This is a genomic window from Paracoccus litorisediminis, from assembly GCF_009711205.1.
In the GTDB taxonomy this organism is placed as follows: Bacteria; Pseudomonadota; Alphaproteobacteria; order Rhodobacterales; family Rhodobacteraceae; genus Paracoccus; species Paracoccus litorisediminis.
Genome location: NZ_WMIG01000003.1, coordinates 105,526 through 122,152 on the forward strand (window position 1 = coordinate 105,526; position 16,627 = coordinate 122,152).

Below are 16,627 nucleotides of genomic sequence, written 5' to 3' on the forward strand. Positions count from 1 at the left end.
AGATGTCAGTCTTGACCAAGGATCAGGCCATTGCCCTGATCCCAAAGGACGTGAAGCTGGGTGCCCACATCCACGCCCGGCAAGGCTCTTTCGGCCTGTCTCGGGACCATGACCTGCAATTCTCCCAAGTCGGGATGGCGCAGCAGGTATTCCACATGTTCGCCAAGGAAGGTCATATGCGCGACCGTGGCGGTGATGTCGGGCAGGCCCGGTTCCGCAGCAGTGCCAAGGCGCAGGGCCTCGGGGCGGATGGCGATGTCGACCTTATCACCGGGGCTGACCGGGCGCGGGGCCTCGACCACGACATCGTGGTTCGAGGCCAGCCGCACCAGCGCATGTTCCCCGATATTGCGGATGACGGTGCCGGGCAGGATGTTCGCGCGCCCGACGAAATCCGCGACATAGCGGTTGGCGGGGCGGTCATAAAGCTCGCGCGGGGTGCCGATCTGGCTGATCCGCCCCTTGCCCATGATGCAGATGCGGTCAGACATCGACAGCGCTTCCTGCTGGTCATGGGTCACAAGGATGAAGGTGATGCCAAGCTTCCTTTGCAAGGACAGCAGTTCCATCTGCATCTGGCCGCGCAGTTTCGCGTCCAGCGCCGCCATCGGTTCGTCCAGCAGCAGGATCTTCGGCTCATTGACGATGGCGCGGGCCAAGGCAACGCGCTGCTGCTGGCCACCCGACATTTCCCAGATGCGACGCGGGCCGAAATCGCCCAGACGCACCGTGTCCAGCGCGCGGGCGACGCGGGCGGCGATGTCATCCTTGGCCAGCTTGGGGCGGCGCTGGCGCAGCCCGTAGCCGACGTTTTCGGCCACCGTCATATGCGGGAACAGCGCGTAATGCTGAAAGACCATATTGACCGGGCGGCGATGCGCGGGTTCCGCGCCGATATCCTGCCCGTCGATCAGGATGCGGCCCTCGGTCGGCGGCTCAAAGCCCGCCAGCATCCGCAAAGCCGTGGTCTTGCCGCAGCCCGAGGGGCCAAGGAAGGACAGAAATTCGCCCTTGCCGATCTTCAGGTTCAGCCGATCCGCGGCCAGCACCTTGCCGAAGCGCTTGGTCGTGTCGACGAATTCGGCGATGGTCTCGCCGCCCTCCGCATATGCCATGCTTACGTCTTTCCCTGACGATAGTCCTTGACGCGGGCTATCCCTTGATTTGAGAAATTCGTAAGAAAACTTGCAGATGCTGTATATACCACAAAAGGCATAGTGCCGCTGTCCCCACTCGAAAGGTGACGAATGAACTGGATCGAGGCAAGCGCGCATGTGGTCGAAACGCTGGGCACGCCCGATTTTGCGGCAGCGCTGGTCGCGGCCCTGCGCTGCGTCGCGCCGTTCGAGCATAGCGTCACCTTTGCCTATTATCAGGACCGCCGCCCGATCGCGCTGCATGACGAATTTCCGGCGTGGAAACGGCAGGTCATGGTCGAGGATTATCAGGCCGGGCCTTACCTTCTGGACCCGTTCTATCTGCACCCGCCCGGCCCCGGTCAGGCCAAACTGGTGCGGCTGCGGGAACTGGCCCCCGACCGCTTCTATCAGGCCGAATATTTCCGCAACTACTATGTCCAGACCGAGCTTGCCGAGGAAATAGGCTTCATGCTGGACATGGGGCAAGGCGTGCATGCGGTGATTTCGGCCATGCGCGCCAGCCGCGCCTTTTCGGCACGCGAGTTCCGCGAACTGGCCGCCGTCCTGCCCTTTGTCGCCGCATCGGCGCGCAAGAACTGGCCCGACCTGCGCCCGCGCTTCGCCGACCAGCCCCAGGCGGCGCAGGGCGCGCTGGCCGGGCGCATCGACGCGGCCTTTCGCAATGTCGGGCGCAACCTGCTGACCCCGCGCGAAACCGAGGTGGTCGAATACACGCTCAAGGGCCATTCAGCCGAGGCGACGGGCCGCGCCCTGGGGATTTCCCCCGGCACGGTCCGCATTCACAAGCGCAATATCTATGCCAAGCTGAGGATCGGCTCGCAGGGTGAGCTGTTTTCCAATTTCATCGCCGCGCTTGAGGATCTGCGCTGACCTGATGCGGTCACCGGCCAGCCCCATGCCTCGATCTGGGTCAGGGCCGGGAAAGGCGACGGATCGTCGGCGCGGGTCAGCTGTTCCAGCCGCAGCCATGTCACCTGTCGCGGCGGAATCGCGAAGGCCTGCCGCTGACCGGTCTTATGCAGCGTGATCCGGGCCTCGGGCCCGTCCGAGAACACGATGGTCGCCCGTTCCCACCAGCTGTCATGGGGAAAATCCGCGCGCAGCCGCAGCGCGATTTCGTCCAGCCACACCGCCCGCCCGAAATCCAAGGTCAGCGAGGCATGCGGGTCGCGGTTGATGCCCCAGCTGGTATAGGGCCAGAAGCCGTGATCGTGATTGGCAATCTCGCCGTCGATGGCATTGCGGGCGGCAAAACCCGCCTCATTCCGTGTTTCCACATTGGCAAAGGCATGAGGGAAAAAGGCGTCATTCAGCGCCGAATCCGCCGGGTTCAGCGCCAGATTGCGCCGGATATGCGCCTCGGACGGCAAGGCGGGCCGGATCGAGATGCGATGCAGCGGCCCGGCAAAGGCCTGCGCCGGATAGGCCACGCGGGCGCTGTCGAAGGGGATGGCAAAGCGATAGATCGGCCCGCCCGCATGGACCAGCGCCGGAGCAATCGCCGCATCCAGTTGAAGGACGGCATCAAAGCCCGCGCCGTCGCAGGCGATCTCGATCATGTCGCCGGGGGCATAGGTCAGGTCATGGACCAGCACGGCCTCGGTTTGGCCAGATTGGCGGGCACGCGTCATGCCCTCGGCGCTGACGATCCTGATTTCCAGATTCACGGCATTCTCCTGATTTGGCGGGGTTGGTCGGCATGGATCTGGCGCAGCAGCGGCTGCCCGCCCCGCCAGACCTGTTGCAGCTGCAGGTCATGGCCCAGATGCACCAGATCGGCGGTCGCGCCGACGCGCAGGCGACCAGCCGCGGAACCGATCAGATCGGCGGGGGTCGCGGTCGCCATGCGCAGCGCCTGAAGCGCATCCACGCCCCATTTCCGCAGATTGGCCAAGGCCTGCGGCAGGGTCAGATCGGCCCCGGCCAGCGTGCCATCGCCCAAGGTCAGCCTCCCGGCACTGCGCCGGATCAGCCGCCCGCCAAGGCGCATGCCCGGCAGCTCGGACCCGGCAAAGGCCATGCAGTCGGAAACCAGATACAGCCCCCGTGGCCGCAAGCGCAGCGCCATCCGCACGATTTCGGGCGCGACATGTTCGCCATCCGCGATCAGCCCCGCGGCCAGATCGCTGTCCAGAACCGCGCCGACCAGCCCCGGTTCTCGGTGACCAAGGGGTGACATGGCGTTGAACAGATGCGTGGCCGAGCGCGCGCCCTCGGCCATGGCGGCGCGGGCCTCGGACAGAGAGCAATCGGCATGGCCAAGGCTGACGGTCACGCCGCCCGCGACCAGCCGCCGGATCTGGCCCGGAGTCACTGCCGCCGGGGCCAGCGTCACCATCAGCGCGGGCAGTTGCGCGCGGGCGGCCAGCAGCGCCTGCAGGTCGGGCTCAAGCATCGGCCGGATCAGGCCGGGGTCATGCGCGCCCTTGCGCCGGGGGTCCAGATGCGGACCTTCCAGATGCAGGCCCAGAAAGCCCGGCACACCCGCCCATGCGCATTTGATCCCGGCGGCGATGACGCGGGCGGTGGTTTCAGGCGTGTCGGTGATCAGCGTCGGCAGGATGCCGGTCGCGCCCAGCCGGGCATGGCTGTCGCAGATCGCGGCCAGATCGGCGGCGGTGGTGCTGGCACCGACCTGCCGCCCGCCGCCGCCATTGACCTGCAGATCCAGCAGCCCCGGCGCAAGAATGCCGCCGGGCAATGCGACGGGCTGGCCAACCGGTCCCCGCCCCGCGGGCAGGATCGCGGTGATGCGGCCATGCGCGACCACCACCGATGCGCCGTCATGCAGGGCCTCGCCATCGAAAACCGAGGCCCCGGTCAGGGTCATGCTCATACTGTCTGGGTCACTTTCTGCAGAAAGGCGGGCTGGTCTGGGTTCAGCCCGCGCTGCCGCGACAGGCGCTCGACCGTGGCGTACCAGATGGCCAGATGCACCAGCGGCGCGACCAGCGGATGCAGGTCGGGGACCACCGGCAGGGTCGTCGCGCCGGGAACCGCGATCCCGGTGACAAAGACATCCGCCCCCTGCCCGGCCAGACGTTCCGTCGTGGCGCGTAGTTGCGGCAGGGATTCGTCATCGACCGCAAAGACCAGCACCGGAAAGCGGTCGCGGGCAATGGCCGAAGGACCGTGCAGGACCTCGGCCGCGGAATAGGCCTCGGCATGCAGGCGGCAGGTTTCCTTGCCCTTCAGCGCGGCCTCGGCGGCGATGGCAGAGGCCGCACCCCGACCCAGAACGAACAGCGATTGCGCGTCAGTCAGTCGGTCCTCGATCACCTGCCAGTCCAGCCGGGCGGCCTGCGCCAGCGCCTCGGGCAGGTCCGTCAGCGCCGCCTGCAGTGCCGGATCGGGCCGCCATTCCGCCACCAGCCACAAGGCCGCCAGCAGCGAGGCGACAAAGGTCTTGGTCGCCGCGACCGAGCGTTCCGGCCCGGCGGCCAGCGGGATGACATGATCGACCGCCCCGGCCAAGGGACTGGCGATGTCATTGGTAAAGGCCAGCGTTCTTGCCCCGCCCGCCGCCGCGCTGCGGATCATCGCCAGAATGTCGGGGCTTTGCCCGGATTGCGAAATCCCGATGCAGGCCGCGCTGTGCAGTCGCAGCTGGCGCGCATAGATCGAGGCGATCGACGGCCCGACCGAGGCCACCGGAATGCCCAGCTGTAATTCGACCAGATATTTCAGGAAACTCGCCGCGTGATCGGATGAGCCGCGTGCCACGGTGACCAGCAGCGCGGGTTCGGTCAGCCGCAGGGCGGTGGCGGCGTCGCGGATCGGGTCGCGGGACTGGCGGATGAATGCGCGTGCGATGTCGGGCAGCTCCGCGATTTCGCGGGCCATATGGGTGGGCTGCAAGGGGTTCTCCTTTATGCGCGGACAGGTCCCGCGTCGCGATCAGTTGAGATGGCCAGCCGCAGCGCGCCATCCAGCGCCGAGCCGATGGGCCGGGCCGTGTTCAGCCGCCCCGAAAGGCGATTGTGATAAATCTCGCCCAAGCCCCCGATGAAGGTCACGGGCAGGGCCGCGCCCGCCTGAAGCGTGGCGATGGCGGTCATGATCTCGGCCTCGGCCTCGGCCATGATGTCGGGATCGGCGGCGGCGATGACCTCGGGGGCAAGGCGAGCGAAATCGGCAGGGCTGGCGGCATAGGCAAAGCCGATGATCCCCGCCGCGCCGCCAAAGCGCGCCAGCAGGTCGCGCAGCCATGGCGTCATCGGGACCAGCCCGTCATCCGCCCGGACCGCCTGCGTCAGCGCCCTGCGGCCCAGCCACGCCCCCGAGGCGCAATCGCCCAAGACCAGCCCGTGCCCGCCGATCTGGCAAAACCGCCCGGCCTGCTGGCGGCCAAAGACCGCGCCGGTGCCGATCACCGCCGCGATCCCGTCGCGGTCGCCCAAGGCCCCCAAGGTCGCGGTCAGGGCGTCGGTTTCGATCCGCACGTGCCGGGCTGGCAGGGCACCCTGCAGCGCCAGATCCGCGCCCGCGGCATTGGCCCCGGCCAGACCCAGCCCGACCGCCGCGGCCTCGGTTGCGCCCAGCCCGGCCAGCAGGCCCTGCACGATGCCGATGATGGTGTCGCGGGCGCCTTTGGGGTCGCTGGCGATATTCGCGGGGCCGGCTTCGGCGCGGGCCAGAATTCGGCCCGCCCTGTCGGCGATGGCGGCGCGGCACCCTGTCCCGCCACCATCTATGCCCAGATACAGCGCCATCTTAGCCCTTGAGGATGGCATTGGCCTGCGAGACCAGTTCCTCGCCAGCTTCAGTGGGGGTGATCTGACCAAAGGCCATCCGGTCGGCCACGGTGCGATAGACGCGGTCCTCGAGTTCCGAGGCGCCGACCGGGACCTGCGCCGGGAAGGGACCGACGACATCCGCAATTCCCTCGACATAATCGAAGGAGCGCTTCTGGGTCTCATCCAGCGCGGGCGCGATGGCGGCGCGCACGTCCAGATTGATCGGGACGCCACGCTCAACCCCAAGGATCTGCCCCGCCGCCAGATCGTTGACGAAGAAATCAAGGAAACGCGCCGCACGCTCGGGATCGGGGCTATTCTTGGCAATGCCGAAATGCAGCCCGGCGCGATAGAACAGCCCCGAGGCCCCGCCCTTTTCCGCAACCGGCAGCGTGGTGATGCCGACCGGGTTCTTTTGCAGCGCCTGATAGCCGACCAGCATGTTGGAAAACGCGATGGCCATGACCGCATTCCCGCGGCTCATCGGGTTGGAATCGATCTGGATCTTGTCCTGCGCCTGCACATCGGCAGGAACGCAGCCGCCCTTCTTGGCCAGGCTTTCCCAATAGCCATACCAGTCGGTCGCGTCCTTGGCATCGAAGCCGATCTGGCCGTCCTCACGATACAGTTTCTTGCCCCGCTGCAGCAGGAAGGCCTCGAACGCATAGGAATAGCGGGCGGCATTGCCGACGGCCCAGACGCCCTTCTTGCCGATGGCCTTGGTCATGTCGGTGCAGAGCCGGGCGAAATCGTCCCATGTGGTGTCGCGGCCCGGCGGGGTCAGCCCGGCCTGCTGGAAGGCGACGGTGTCGTAAAGCAGCGCGAAGGCGTTGTTCGACAGCGGCATCCCCGCCACCTTGCCCTTGACCGTGCCCAGTTCCAGCGCGCCGGGCAGCAGGCGGTCGGTGCGGATGGTTTTGCCCAGATAATCGTCCAGCGGCAGCATCGCGCCCCGGCCCGCGTAATCGGCAAAACGCCCCGGCTCCAGCTGGAAGATGTCGGGCGCATTGCCGCCCGCCAGCATGGTGGTCAGCTTGGACCAGTAGTCATTGCCGCCGACCTCGCCCAGAACGGTGGTGCCGGGATTGGCGGCCTCGAACAGCTTGGCCACGGCCAGCGTGCGTTCCGCCCGACCCGGAGAGCCGAACCAGAACAGCCGCATGTCCGATCCCGAGGCCCGCGCGGCGCGGCCCAGCAAGGGCATGGTGGTCGCGGCCAGCGCACAGGCAAGGCCACTGTTCAGGAATGCGCGTCTGTTGATCATGTCATGTCCGATCTTGAAACGTGAGGGGTTGTTCCCCGACCGCATCCGGGCCGGGGCAATGGTTCGTCGCATGGGCCGGGCTGCGGCCTAGCTTTGCAGGATTTGATTGGCCTGAGCCACCAGCGTCTGCCCGGCCTCGGCAGGGGTGATCTGGCCGAAGGCCAGCTTGTCGGCGATGGCGCGATAGACCCGTTCCTCCAGCTCGCCGGCGCCGACCGGCACTTGCGGCGGATAGTCGCCCGAGATGTCGGCAATCGACTGGATATAGTCGAAGGATCGCTTCTCGACCTCGTTCAGGGTGCCCGCGACGGCGGCGCGGACATCAAGGTTGATCGGCATGCCGCGCTCCAGCCCCAGCGCCTTGCCCGCCGCAATGTCGTTAAGGAAGAAGTCCAGAAACTGGGCCGCAAGCTTGGGGTTTTTCGCAGTCTTGGCGACGCCGAATTGCTGACCCGCCTTGTAGAACAGCCCCGAGGGGCCGCCCTTCTGGGCCACCGGCAGCACGGTCAGCCCGACCGGGTTTTTCTGCAGGGCTTGATAGCCCACCAGCATGTTGGAAAAGGCAATCGCCATCACCGCATGGCCGGTGCTCATCGGGTTGGAATCGATCTGGATCTTGTCCAGCGCCTGCACCTCGGCCGAGACGCAGCCGCCGTTCCGGGCAAGGCTGTCCCAATATCCGTACCAGTCGGTGGCGTCAGTGACATCGAAACCGATCTGGCCGTCCTCGCGGTAAAGCCGCTTGCCGCGCTGCACCAGAAACGCTTCCAGCGCGTAACTGTAGCGGGCGGCATTGCCGATGGCCCAGACGCCCTTCTTGTCGATCGCCTTGCTCATCTCGATGCAAAGCCGGGCGAAATCGTCCCATGTCGTGTCGCGACCCGGCGGGGTCAGTCCGGTCTGCTGGAAAGCCACCGTGTCGTAAAGCAGCGCAAAGGCGTTGATCGACAGCGGCACGCCATAGGTCACGCCCCTGACCTGCCCCAGCCTCATCACCTCGGGCATCATCCGGTCGGTGCGGATCACCGGACCGATATAGTCGTCCAAGGGCAGCATCGCGCCCCGGCCCGCGTAATCGGCATAGCGGCTGGGGACCAGCTGAAAGATGTCGGGGGCATTGCCGCCCGCCAGCATCGTCGTCAGCTTGGACCAGTAGTCATTGCCGCCGACCTCGCCCAGAATCTTGACGCCGGGATTTGCGGCCTCGAACAGGCGGGCCACGGCCAGCGTGCGTTCCGCCCGCGCGGGCGAGCCGAACCAGAACAGCCGCATGTCCGTCGTGGCCGCCGATGCCGGACCGCATAGTGAGGCGGCGGCACCAAGGGCCAGACCGCCCCGGATGAAATCTCTGCGTTTGAGCATGTTATTCCTCCTCCCCAACTTGTGGCCGGTCAGGCGGCGCGTGCCGCCACGCGTCGGCCATCGGCGTCAAAGACATGGCAGCGCGCCAGATCGACCCGCAGCGGCAGTTCCTGACCGGCTTGGACCGATTGCTGGCCGTCCAGCGTCGCCACGATCTGCTGCCCGTCGGACAGGCGGCCGTAAACGATGGTCTGGCCACCCAGTTGTTCGACATGGGTCACGGTCATCGCGCCAAGGTCCGCGCCCTGATCCGAGCCAACCCGCAGATGTTCGGGGCGCACGCCCAGCGAGGCCGTCGCCTCAAGCCCCCTGCCGCCATATCCCGCCAGAGCCACCGACGTTCCGGCAAGATCCAGCGCCAGATCACCGCCCGAGGACAGCACCCGCGCCTCAAGGAAGTTCATCTTGGGTGAGCCGATGAAGCCCGCGACGAAGCGGTTGGCGGGGGCGTTGTAGATCTCCAGCGGGGTGCCCGCCTGCTCGATCCGGCCACCGCGCAGGACGACGATGCGGTCGGCCAGCGTCATCGCCTCGACCTGATCATGGGTCACATAGATCATGGTCGCGCCGATATCGGCATGCAGCTTGGCGATCTCGACGCGGGTCTGCACGCGCAGTTCCGCATCAAGGTTCGACAGCGGCTCATCGAACAGAAACACCGAAGGCTCGCGGACGATGGCGCGGCCAATGGCGACGCGCTGGCGCTGGCCGCCCGACAATTGCTTGGGCTTGCGGTCCAGAAGCTGGGTGATCTGCAGGATCTCGGCGGCCTTGCGGACGCGGCTGTCGATTTCCGCACGCGGCATCCGGGCGGTTTCCAGCCCGAAGGACATGTTCTTGTAGACGGTCATATGCGGATAAAGCGCATAGGACTGGAACACCATGGCAATGCCGCGTTCCGAAGCCGAGCGTTCGTTCATGCGCTGGCCACCGATGCGCAGCTCACCGCTTGAGATCGGCTCCAGCCCGGCGATCATGCGCAGCAGCGTGGATTTCCCGCAGCCCGAGGGGCCGACAAAGACCACCAGCTCGCCGGGTTCGATCTTCAGATCGACGCCCTGGATGATGTCGATATTGCCGTAGCTTTTCTTGATGTCTTGAAGGGTCAGAGAGGTCATGTCGGGCTCGCTTTTCTTGATGGCGGGCAATCAGCGTTTCATTCCGGTGGTCGCGACGCCCTCGATCAGCAGGCGCTGGAACATCACGAACAGGACAAAGATCGGCAGGACGGTCAGGGTGGACATCGCCAACAGCGCGCCCCAGTCGGATTGGGCGGTGGCGTCGACAAAGGTGCGCAGGCCCAGCTGGGCGGTGTATTTCTCGATGTCGTTCAGATAGATCAGCGGGGCGAAGAAATCGTCCCATGTCCAGATGAAGGAAAACACCGCCGCCGTGGCCAGAACCGGGGTCGAAAGCGGCAGGATCACCTTGAGGAAGATCCGCAGCGGACCGGCCCCGTCCATCAGCGCGGCCTCGTCCAGCTCGCGCGGGATGCCGCGGAAGAACTGGATCATCAGGAAGATGAAGAAGGCGTCGATGGCCAGGAATTTCGGCACGACCAGCGGCAGGATGGTGTTCACCCAGCCAAAGTTCAGGAACATCAGGTATTGCGGGATCAGCACCGCATGCTGGGGCAGCATCATCGTGCCCAGCATCAGCGCGAACCAGAACTTGCGGCCCTTGAACTGCAACCGGGTAAAGGCATAGGCCGCCATCGAGCATGAGATCAGGTTGCCCGCCACCGCCAGCACCGAGACCACGGCGGAATTCAGGAACATCCAGCCAAAGCTGACGCTGAGCCCGTTCCACCCGCGTGCATAGGCGTCCGTGGTGAAGTTTTCCGGGATCAGCGAGGTGGTCGAGAAGATCTCGTTTTCCGGCTTGAACGAACTCGAGACCATCCACAGCAGCGGGTAAAGCATCACGAAGCTGATGGCTGCAAGGGCGGCATAGGCAAATGCGCGCTTCAGTCCCTGCGGCATGGTTGCCTCCTTGGTCAGCGGCGGGGCGATTGCGGTCTCAGTCATCGTAATGCACCCAGTATTTGGCCGAGAGGAAGGACAGGGCGGTAAAGCCCGCGATGATCGCCACCAGCACCCAGGCCAGCGCCGAGGCATAGCCGAAGCGGAAGTTGGTGAATGCCTCCTGGTACAGGTACAGCGTGTAGAACAGCGTCGAGTCGATCGGCCCGCCCGAGCCGTCGCTGATGACAAAGGCCGGGGTAAAGGCCTTGAACGCGTCGATGGTCAGGATGACGGCGTTGAAGAAGATCACCGGGGTCAGCAGCGGCAGGGTGATCTTGAAAAACTGCCGGGTGCGGCTGGCCCCGTCGATGCTGGCGGCTTCGTACATGTCTTGCGGGATCTGGCGCAGACCGGCCAGAAAGATGATCATGGACGACCCGAACTGCCACACGGCCAGCGCCACCAGCGTATAGATCGCGGTCGAGGGATTGGCGATCCAGCTGGGGCCTTCGTAACCGAACAGCGTCATCAGCACCTGATTGATCATGCCGTCGCTGGCAAAGACCTGCCGCCACAGCACCGCGATCGCCACCGAGCCGCCGATCAGCGACGGCAGATAGAAGATCGCCCGGAACCAGTTCAGCCCGCGCATCCCCTTGTTCAGCAGGACCGCAACCGCCAGTGCAAAGACCAGCTTCAGCGGCACCGACAGCAGCACATAGGTGAATGTGACATTCATCGCGGCCCGAAAGCGCGGATCGTCGCTGGCGATCTGGGCGTAGTTCGCGCTGCCAACCCAATGGGGCTGCGACATCAGCGAATAATCGGTGAAGGACAGGTACAGCGACGACATCGCCGGACCCAGCGTCAACACAAAGAAACCGATCAGCCAGGGGGACAGGAACCCGTAACCGGCAATCTGGCGGCGCAGGCGTGACCAGATCGGCACGCGAAAGGGCATATCGTCAGTGACGGACATGCGAAACCTCCTCTTTACGCCTTGCTCCGGCGCAACTCTTGATGACGTCAAAATGACAAATCGAAATTTCACCGTCAACTGAAATGTTTCGTGCTTGACGAAAATTGCGAAATACACGAAAACTTAGGGCAACCAGGAGGATGCCCATGAATATCGAGGCCAACAGCTACTTCGCCGCCGCCGAACCGGCCTTTGTGACCCGCCATGCCCAGCGTCATCAGCAGGCGATCGAGCGCTGCGTGGACAAGCTGCGCCAGACGATGCCGGTGATCGGGCTGCGCAATCCCAAGATCGGGACGGCCTCGAATCACTGGACCTATTGCGCGCCCTTTGACTGGGTGGTCAGCTTTCAGGCCGGGCAGCTGTGGCTGGCGCTGCAATTGACGGGGGACCCAATGTTCCTGAACGCGGCGCGGGCGCGGCGGCCGGTGTTTCGTGCGATTCTGGCGCATCGGCAGGCGCAGGATCACGATCTGGGTTTCCAGTTCTCGCTGGGCTGCGTGGCCGACTGGCTGATGACCGGCGACCGCGAATCGCGCGGCATGGCGCTGGAGGCCGCGCGGCTGCTGTTGGACCGCTATCGCCCCGAGGGCCGCTATATTCAGGCATGGAACGCGGTCGCACCGCATGGCCGGGTCGATCCGCATCATGCCGCCGGGCGCATCATCGCCGACACGCTGCAAAACCTTGCGCTGCTGTATTGGGCGCATGGCGAAACCGGGCGCGCCGATTTCCGCCATGCCGCCGATGGCCATGCCGAAACCGCGCTGGCGCATCTGGTCCGCGCGGATGATACCAGCTTTCACACCTTCCTGTTCGATCCGGTGACCGGCGCCCCCCTGCGTGGCGAGACCCATCAGGGCTATGACGACGCCTCGTGCTGGTCGCGCGGGCAGGCCTGGCTGATCCACGGCTATGCGCAAAGTGCGCTGGCGACGGGCAACCGCGCCTATCTGGACGCCGCCCGTCGGCTGGCGGCGCGGGCCGAGGCACTGATGGGCGACGATACCGTCCCGGCATGGGATTATGCCGCCCCCGGCAATGCGGTGCATCGCGACAGCTCGGCCGGTGCGGTGATGGCGGCGGGGGTCTACATGATCGCCCAGCAAATGCCGCTTGAGGCCGGGCGCTGGCGCGATTTCGGCGACCGGCTGCTGGGCGGGCTGCTGGACACCTGCGACCTGACGAATGACCCGCAGGCGCTGGGGATGCTGGCGCATGGCGCGGCGCATGTCGCGTCGGGTTTTGCCGACAACATGCTGCCCTACGGCGATTATTACTTCATGGAGGCCCTGATGCGTTCGTTGGGTCACACGCAATTCTTCTGGTGAGGCCACGCCCCCACAGGGTAACAGTCCAATCTGAAAATGCCGAGGAACCTCATGTCCGACACCCCACCCGCCACTTTGCGCGACATTGCCGATGCTGCTGGCGTCTCGGTCGCCGCCGCCTCGAAGGTGCTCAACAATCGCGGCGGCGTCAGCGAGGAAAACCGCCAGCGCGTTTTGGCGGCGGCGGATCAGCTGGGCTATCAGGGCCGCTCGGCCCGCGCCATCCAGCGCGCGGGCGTGGGGGCCGCGACCATTATCATGCCCGCCGCCTATTACTCGGATTCGCTGTTCTATGAGGACATCGTCAAGGGCGTGCTTGAGGAATGCGCCGCAAGCGGCCTGTCGGTCGAGGTCCGTCTGGTCGCGCCCATCACCGAGGGCGGCCAGGCGGAAATCGAAAGCATCCTTGCCGATCCGGCCAGCGGCGCGATCATCGCCATCGGTCTGGACGATGCCGTTCTGATCGACCGGATCGCGGCGGCTGAAACTCCGGCGGTGCTGATCAACGGCATGGACCGCTCGATGCGGATCGACAGCGTGCTGCCGGACAACTGGTCGGCGGGGTGGCTGGCGACCCAGCGCCTGCTGGCGGCAGGACATCGCCAGATCATGCATGTCACCCTGCCCCACCGCCTGACCATGCGCCGGCGTCTGGACGGCTTCCGCGTGGCCCTGACCGAGGCCGGCTTGGGTTTCGATCCCGACCGGCATGTGCTGGATCTGGGCCAGATGGGCTTTGCCGAGACCCAGACCCGCAACGCCATCATCGCCGCGCATCAGCAGGGCCGCCTTGAGGGCGTGACCGCGTTCTTTTGCAGTTCCGACATGGTGGCCTTCGGGCTGATGCAGGGGCTGCAATCGCTGGGCTTTGCCGTTCCCGACGATTTCTCGGTGATCGGGCTGGACGATGTGGCGCTGGCCGGGAACAGCCGCCCGCCCTTGACCACCATGCGGATCGAGCGCGCCGAACTGGGCCGCAGCGGCGCAAGCCTGCTGCTGGGCCGGATCACCAATCCCGGCCGCAGCGCCATCCGCATGAACATGGGGGTCGAACTGATCGAGCGCGCGACCGTCGCCCCGCCGCGCGGCAATCCCGGCCTTAGATCGGGTCGCGCACAATGAGTGCGCCGCATCTGGTCGTCATCATGGCCGACCAGTTGCGCCATGACCTGATCGGGCCGGAACATACCCCCCATATCGCCGAACTGGCCGGGGAAAGCACGGTCTTTCCCAATGCCTATTGCGCCTCGCCGCTATGCGTGCCGTCGCGCGGGGCGTTCTTTACCGGGCGCTATCCGAACCAGACCGGCTGCCTGATCAACCCATGGGTCCCCGAGGACGCCGCCCATGGCATGGTTGCCGAGGGCACGCCGAACCTTTACGGCCTGCTGGCCGGGCGCTGGGACGGCCACCACGTGGGCAAGCAGCATCTGTGCTATGACCCGCCGCTGGAACGGCGCGGGGGCGGCATCCACTGGCAGACGCTTGAGGACACCTATGCCCCCGCCCTTGCCGCGCGCGGCCATGCCCCGCCGGGCGGGCCGGATTTCCGCGCCGATCTGCCCGAACAGGTCGGCGGACGGCGGACATGGCTGGGCAGCGGCTCGACCCCGGCGACGGGCTGTTATCAGCCGGGCTTCGACAGCTTCTTTGACGGCCATATCCTGAACGGCGCGCTGTCGGCGATCGACGGGCGCGACCGCGCAAAGCCGCTCTTTCTCAGCGCGATGTTTCTGGCCCCGCATCCGCCCTTTCACATCCCCGAGCCGTGGTATTCCATGGTCCGCGACATCCAGATGCCGCGCAATGTCGGGCGCTGGAGCCCCGGCCAAAGCCCGCTGCAGCTTTACAACATGACCGGCATCATCGGCACCCGCTACAGCCGCGACGACTGGCGCGAGGTCTGGCGCGTCTATGCCGGGCTGGTCCGGCTGCTGGATCATTGCGTGGGCCAGATCGTCGCGCGGCTGAAGGCGCAGGGCATCTATGACGATACCGCGATCCTGCTGACCAGCGACCATGGCGAGATGCTGGGCTCGCACCGCTTGTTCCAGAAGATGTGCATGTATGAGGAAGCGATCCGCACCCCCGTCGTGCTGAAGCTGCCCAAGGGCGGCGGTCAAGGCATCGATCCGCGCCTTGTCGGCCATATCGATGTGCTGCCGACGCTATGCGAGGTGCTGAACCTGTCCCCGCCCGCTGGCCTGCCCGGCCTGTCCTTGCTGCATGATACGCCGCCGCGCCCGGTCTTTGTGCAATATGACGGCAATGGCGCGCTGGGGAATGCCTCGCGCGCGGTGATCCGGGGGACCGACAAGCTGATCGTCGACAGCTTCAAGGATGAGCGGTTCTTTGAGCTTTACGACCTTGCCCGCGACCCGCAAGAGGAACACAACCTGATCGCAACCCAGCCCGCGCGGGCCGCAGCCCTGCTGGCGCTGCTGGGCGACCATATGCGGGCGACCGGCGATCACATGGCGCTGGATCAGGGCGATCTGGACCGCTTCCGGCATGAGCACGGGATGCAAGCAGCGGATTAGCACGCCTTTTTCCCTTGCAGGGACGGCGCTTGCCATCAGAAATGATGCGCAATGAATCACGCCAAGAACATTCCCAGCAGGAGACTTCCGACCATGCGGCGCCTTGCCCTTTCCACCGCCTTGATCATGTCGATGCTGCCGCTTGCGGCGCAGGCTCAGGAGCCGCTGAAGATCGGCGTCCTGCTGACCCTGTCCGGCCCGCCCGCCGTTCTGGGCGAACATGCCCGCGACGGCGTGCTGCTGGCCGAAAAGACGCTGGGCGACAAGGTCGGCGGCCGCGAGGTCGAGCTGATCGTCGTCGACGATGAGGGCAAGCCCGACATCGCCGCCCAGAAGGCCCGCGATCTGGTCGAGGCGCAGGGTGCCGATTTCGTCATCGGCCCGATCTTTTCCAACATCATGAACGCCATTGCCGGACCGGTGACCTCGGGCGGTGCGATCCTTGTGTCGCCCAATGCCGGGCCGTCGAATTTCGCGGGCAAGGACTGCAACCCCGACATCTTTGTCGTGTCCTACCAGAACGACCAGATGCCGCGCACCTTGGCCGAGCACATGAACCGTCAGGGCGTGGCCAATGCCTATCTGCTGGCCCCGAACTATCAGGCGGGCAAGGACAGCCTGAACGGCTTCAAATCCGTCTTCAAGGGCGAGGTCGCGGGTGAACTGTTCGTGCCGCTGGGGCAGCTGGATTTCTCGGCCGAGCTGGCGCAGATCGCGGCCAGCCAACCCGCCGCCGTCTATGCCTTCATGCCGGGCGGTATGGGCGTGAACCTGGTCAAGCAATGGAGCCAGGCGGGCCTGGGCTCGATCCCGTTGATGTCGGCATTCACGGTGGATGAGACCACCTTGCCCGCCGAACAGGATGCGGCGGTGGGGATGCTGACCGGATCGAACTGGGCGCCGGACCTGCAGACGCCCGGCAATGCCGAATTTGTCGCCGCCTTCCAAGGGGCTTATGGCCGCGTGCCCTCGCTTTACGCGGTCGGCGGCTATGACGCCCTGATGCTGATCGACAGCGCCGTGAAAAAGGCCGGGACCGAGGACCGCGAGGCCCTGCGCGCCGCCCTGAAACAGGCCGATTTCCAAAGCCTGCGCGGCAGCTTCAAATTCTCGACCAACAACTTCCCGGTGCAGGATTTCTACCTGACCAAGGCGATCAAGGCCGAGGACGGGACCTATCGCACCTCGGTCGTCGAAAAGGTCTTTACCGCCGCCGCCGACAGCTATGTCGGCGAATGCCCGATGAAGTAAGGCCCTGACGGGCTGACACGGCACGACGCCCCTTTTGATC

Annotated in this window: 15 protein-coding genes; 5 read left to right on the forward strand and 10 right to left on the reverse strand. The window is 65.7% G+C overall.

The features are described 5' to 3' along the window. Positions 1 to 5: 5 nt before the first annotated feature. Positions 6 to 1,115: an ABC transporter ATP-binding protein gene (locus tag GL300_RS09240; protein ID WP_155039341.1), complete on the reverse strand. Its 1,110-nt coding sequence runs from the start codon at positions 1,113 to 1,115 to the stop codon at positions 6 to 8. Between the two features lie 132 nt (positions 1,116 to 1,247). Here GL300_RS09240 and GL300_RS09245 point away from each other — a divergent pair, with 132 nt between their 5' ends. Next, positions 1,248 to 2,030, forward strand: a complete 783-nt coding sequence (locus tag GL300_RS09245; RefSeq protein WP_155039342.1) for a helix-turn-helix transcriptional regulator — start codon at positions 1,248 to 1,250, stop codon at positions 2,028 to 2,030. Here the strand turns inward: GL300_RS09245 and GL300_RS09250 are convergent. The 9 genes from GL300_RS09250 to GL300_RS09290 form a co-directional block, all read right to left on the reverse strand. Continuing rightward, positions 1,955 to 2,827, reverse strand: coding sequence for a carbohydrate-binding protein (locus GL300_RS09250; RefSeq protein ID WP_211595002.1), 873 nt, complete (start codon positions 2,825 to 2,827; stop codon positions 1,955 to 1,957). The two genes, GL300_RS09245 and GL300_RS09250, sit on opposite strands and share 76 nt — an antisense overlap. After that, a complete protein-coding gene (gene nagA / locus GL300_RS09255; RefSeq protein WP_155039343.1) occupies positions 2,824 to 3,996 on the reverse strand; it encodes an N-acetylglucosamine-6-phosphate deacetylase in 1,173 nt (390 codons plus the stop codon). Before nagA ends, GL300_RS09250 begins: the two co-directional genes overlap by 4 nt. Beyond that, entirely contained in the window at positions 3,993 to 5,018 is a 1,026-nt protein-coding gene (locus GL300_RS09260) for an SIS domain-containing protein (RefSeq protein ID WP_155039344.1), read from the reverse strand. The genes nagA and GL300_RS09260 overlap by 4 nt, the downstream gene beginning before the upstream one ends. Positions 5,019 to 5,029: 11 nt before the next feature. Then, complete coding sequence (locus tag GL300_RS09265) at positions 5,030 to 5,872, reverse strand: glucosamine kinase nucleotide-binding domain-containing protein (protein WP_155039345.1); 843 nt, start codon at positions 5,870 to 5,872, stop codon at positions 5,030 to 5,032. A 1-nt stretch (position 5,873) separates the two neighbouring features. Further along, on the reverse strand, positions 5,874 to 7,160 hold the full coding sequence (locus GL300_RS09270) for an ABC transporter substrate-binding protein (RefSeq protein WP_170297637.1): 1,287 nt from the start codon (positions 7,158 to 7,160) through the stop codon (positions 5,874 to 5,876). Positions 7,161 to 7,247: 87 nt separating this feature from the next. After that, on the reverse strand, positions 7,248 to 8,522 hold the full coding sequence (locus GL300_RS09275) for an ABC transporter substrate-binding protein (RefSeq protein ID WP_155039347.1): 1,275 nt from the start codon (positions 8,520 to 8,522) through the stop codon (positions 7,248 to 7,250). Between the two features lie 29 nt (positions 8,523 to 8,551). Next, positions 8,552 to 9,640 carry an ABC transporter ATP-binding protein gene (locus tag GL300_RS09280; RefSeq protein WP_155039348.1) on the reverse strand — a complete coding sequence of 363 codons (1,089 nt, stop codon included), beginning with the start codon at positions 9,638 to 9,640 and terminating at the stop codon, positions 8,552 to 8,554. 30 nt (positions 9,641 to 9,670) lie between these two features. Further along, positions 9,671 to 10,549, reverse strand: a complete 879-nt coding sequence (locus tag GL300_RS09285) for a carbohydrate ABC transporter permease (protein WP_155039349.1) — start codon at positions 10,547 to 10,549, stop codon at positions 9,671 to 9,673. After that, positions 10,542 to 11,465, reverse strand: a complete 924-nt coding sequence (locus GL300_RS09290; protein ID WP_170297638.1) for a carbohydrate ABC transporter permease — start codon at positions 11,463 to 11,465, stop codon at positions 10,542 to 10,544. The genes GL300_RS09285 and GL300_RS09290 overlap by 8 nt, the downstream gene beginning before the upstream one ends. Positions 11,466 to 11,611: 146 nt before the next feature. Between GL300_RS09290 and GL300_RS09295 the strand changes: the two genes are divergently transcribed. The 4 genes from GL300_RS09295 (at position 11,612) to GL300_RS09310 (ending at position 16,587) form a co-directional block, all read left to right on the forward strand. Beyond that, complete coding sequence (locus GL300_RS09295) at positions 11,612 to 12,796, forward strand: glycoside hydrolase family 88 protein (protein ID WP_170297639.1); 1,185 nt, start codon at positions 11,612 to 11,614, stop codon at positions 12,794 to 12,796. Positions 12,797 to 12,847: 51 nt separating this feature from the next. Continuing rightward, positions 12,848 to 13,918 (forward strand): LacI family DNA-binding transcriptional regulator, encoded by a 1,071-nt coding sequence (locus GL300_RS09300; RefSeq protein WP_170297640.1) that lies wholly within the window; start codon positions 12,848 to 12,850, stop codon positions 13,916 to 13,918. Next, positions 13,915 to 15,336: a sulfatase family protein gene (locus GL300_RS09305; protein ID WP_155039352.1), complete on the forward strand. Its 1,422-nt coding sequence runs from the start codon at positions 13,915 to 13,917 to the stop codon at positions 15,334 to 15,336. The genes GL300_RS09300 and GL300_RS09305 overlap by 4 nt, the downstream gene beginning before the upstream one ends. Before the next feature lie 93 nt (positions 15,337 to 15,429). After that, entirely contained in the window at positions 15,430 to 16,587 is a 1,158-nt protein-coding gene (locus GL300_RS09310) for an ABC transporter substrate-binding protein (RefSeq protein ID WP_155039353.1), read from the forward strand. Positions 16,588 to 16,627: the final 40 nt, after the last annotated feature.

What these genes read in the sequence shown, in the direction of transcription:
- GL300_RS09240 (WP_155039341.1), bottom strand. Translation starts at nt 1,115, where the DNA reads ATGGCATATGCGGAGGGCGGCGAGACCATCGCCGAATTCGTCGACACG.
- GL300_RS09245 (WP_155039342.1), top strand. Translation starts at nt 1,248, where the DNA reads ATGAACTGGATCGAGGCAAGCGCGCATGTGGTCGAAACGCTGGGCACG.
- nagA (WP_155039343.1), bottom strand. Translation starts at nt 3,996, where the DNA reads ATGAGCATGACCCTGACCGGGGCCTCGGTTTTCGATGGCGAGGCCCTG.
- GL300_RS09265 (WP_155039345.1), bottom strand. Translation starts at nt 5,872, where the DNA reads ATGGCGCTGTATCTGGGCATAGATGGTGGCGGGACAGGGTGCCGCGCC.
- GL300_RS09270 (WP_170297637.1), bottom strand. Translation starts at nt 7,160, where the DNA reads ATGATCAACAGACGCGCATTCCTGAACAGTGGCCTTGCCTGTGCGCTG.
- GL300_RS09275 (WP_155039347.1), bottom strand. Translation starts at nt 8,522, where the DNA reads ATGCTCAAACGCAGAGATTTCATCCGGGGCGGTCTGGCCCTTGGTGCC.
- GL300_RS09280 (WP_155039348.1), bottom strand. Translation starts at nt 9,640, where the DNA reads ATGACCTCTCTGACCCTTCAAGACATCAAGAAAAGCTACGGCAATATC.
- GL300_RS09285 (WP_155039349.1), bottom strand. Translation starts at nt 10,549, where the DNA reads ATGACTGAGACCGCAATCGCCCCGCCGCTGACCAAGGAGGCAACCATG.
- GL300_RS09290 (WP_170297638.1), bottom strand. Translation starts at nt 11,465, where the DNA reads ATGTCCGTCACTGACGATATGCCCTTTCGCGTGCCGATCTGGTCACGC.
- GL300_RS09295 (WP_170297639.1), top strand. Translation starts at nt 11,612, where the DNA reads ATGAATATCGAGGCCAACAGCTACTTCGCCGCCGCCGAACCGGCCTTT.
- GL300_RS09300 (WP_170297640.1), top strand. Translation starts at nt 12,848, where the DNA reads ATGTCCGACACCCCACCCGCCACTTTGCGCGACATTGCCGATGCTGCT.
- GL300_RS09305 (WP_155039352.1), top strand. Translation starts at nt 13,915, where the DNA reads ATGAGTGCGCCGCATCTGGTCGTCATCATGGCCGACCAGTTGCGCCAT.
- GL300_RS09310 (WP_155039353.1), top strand. Translation starts at nt 15,430, where the DNA reads ATGCGGCGCCTTGCCCTTTCCACCGCCTTGATCATGTCGATGCTGCCG.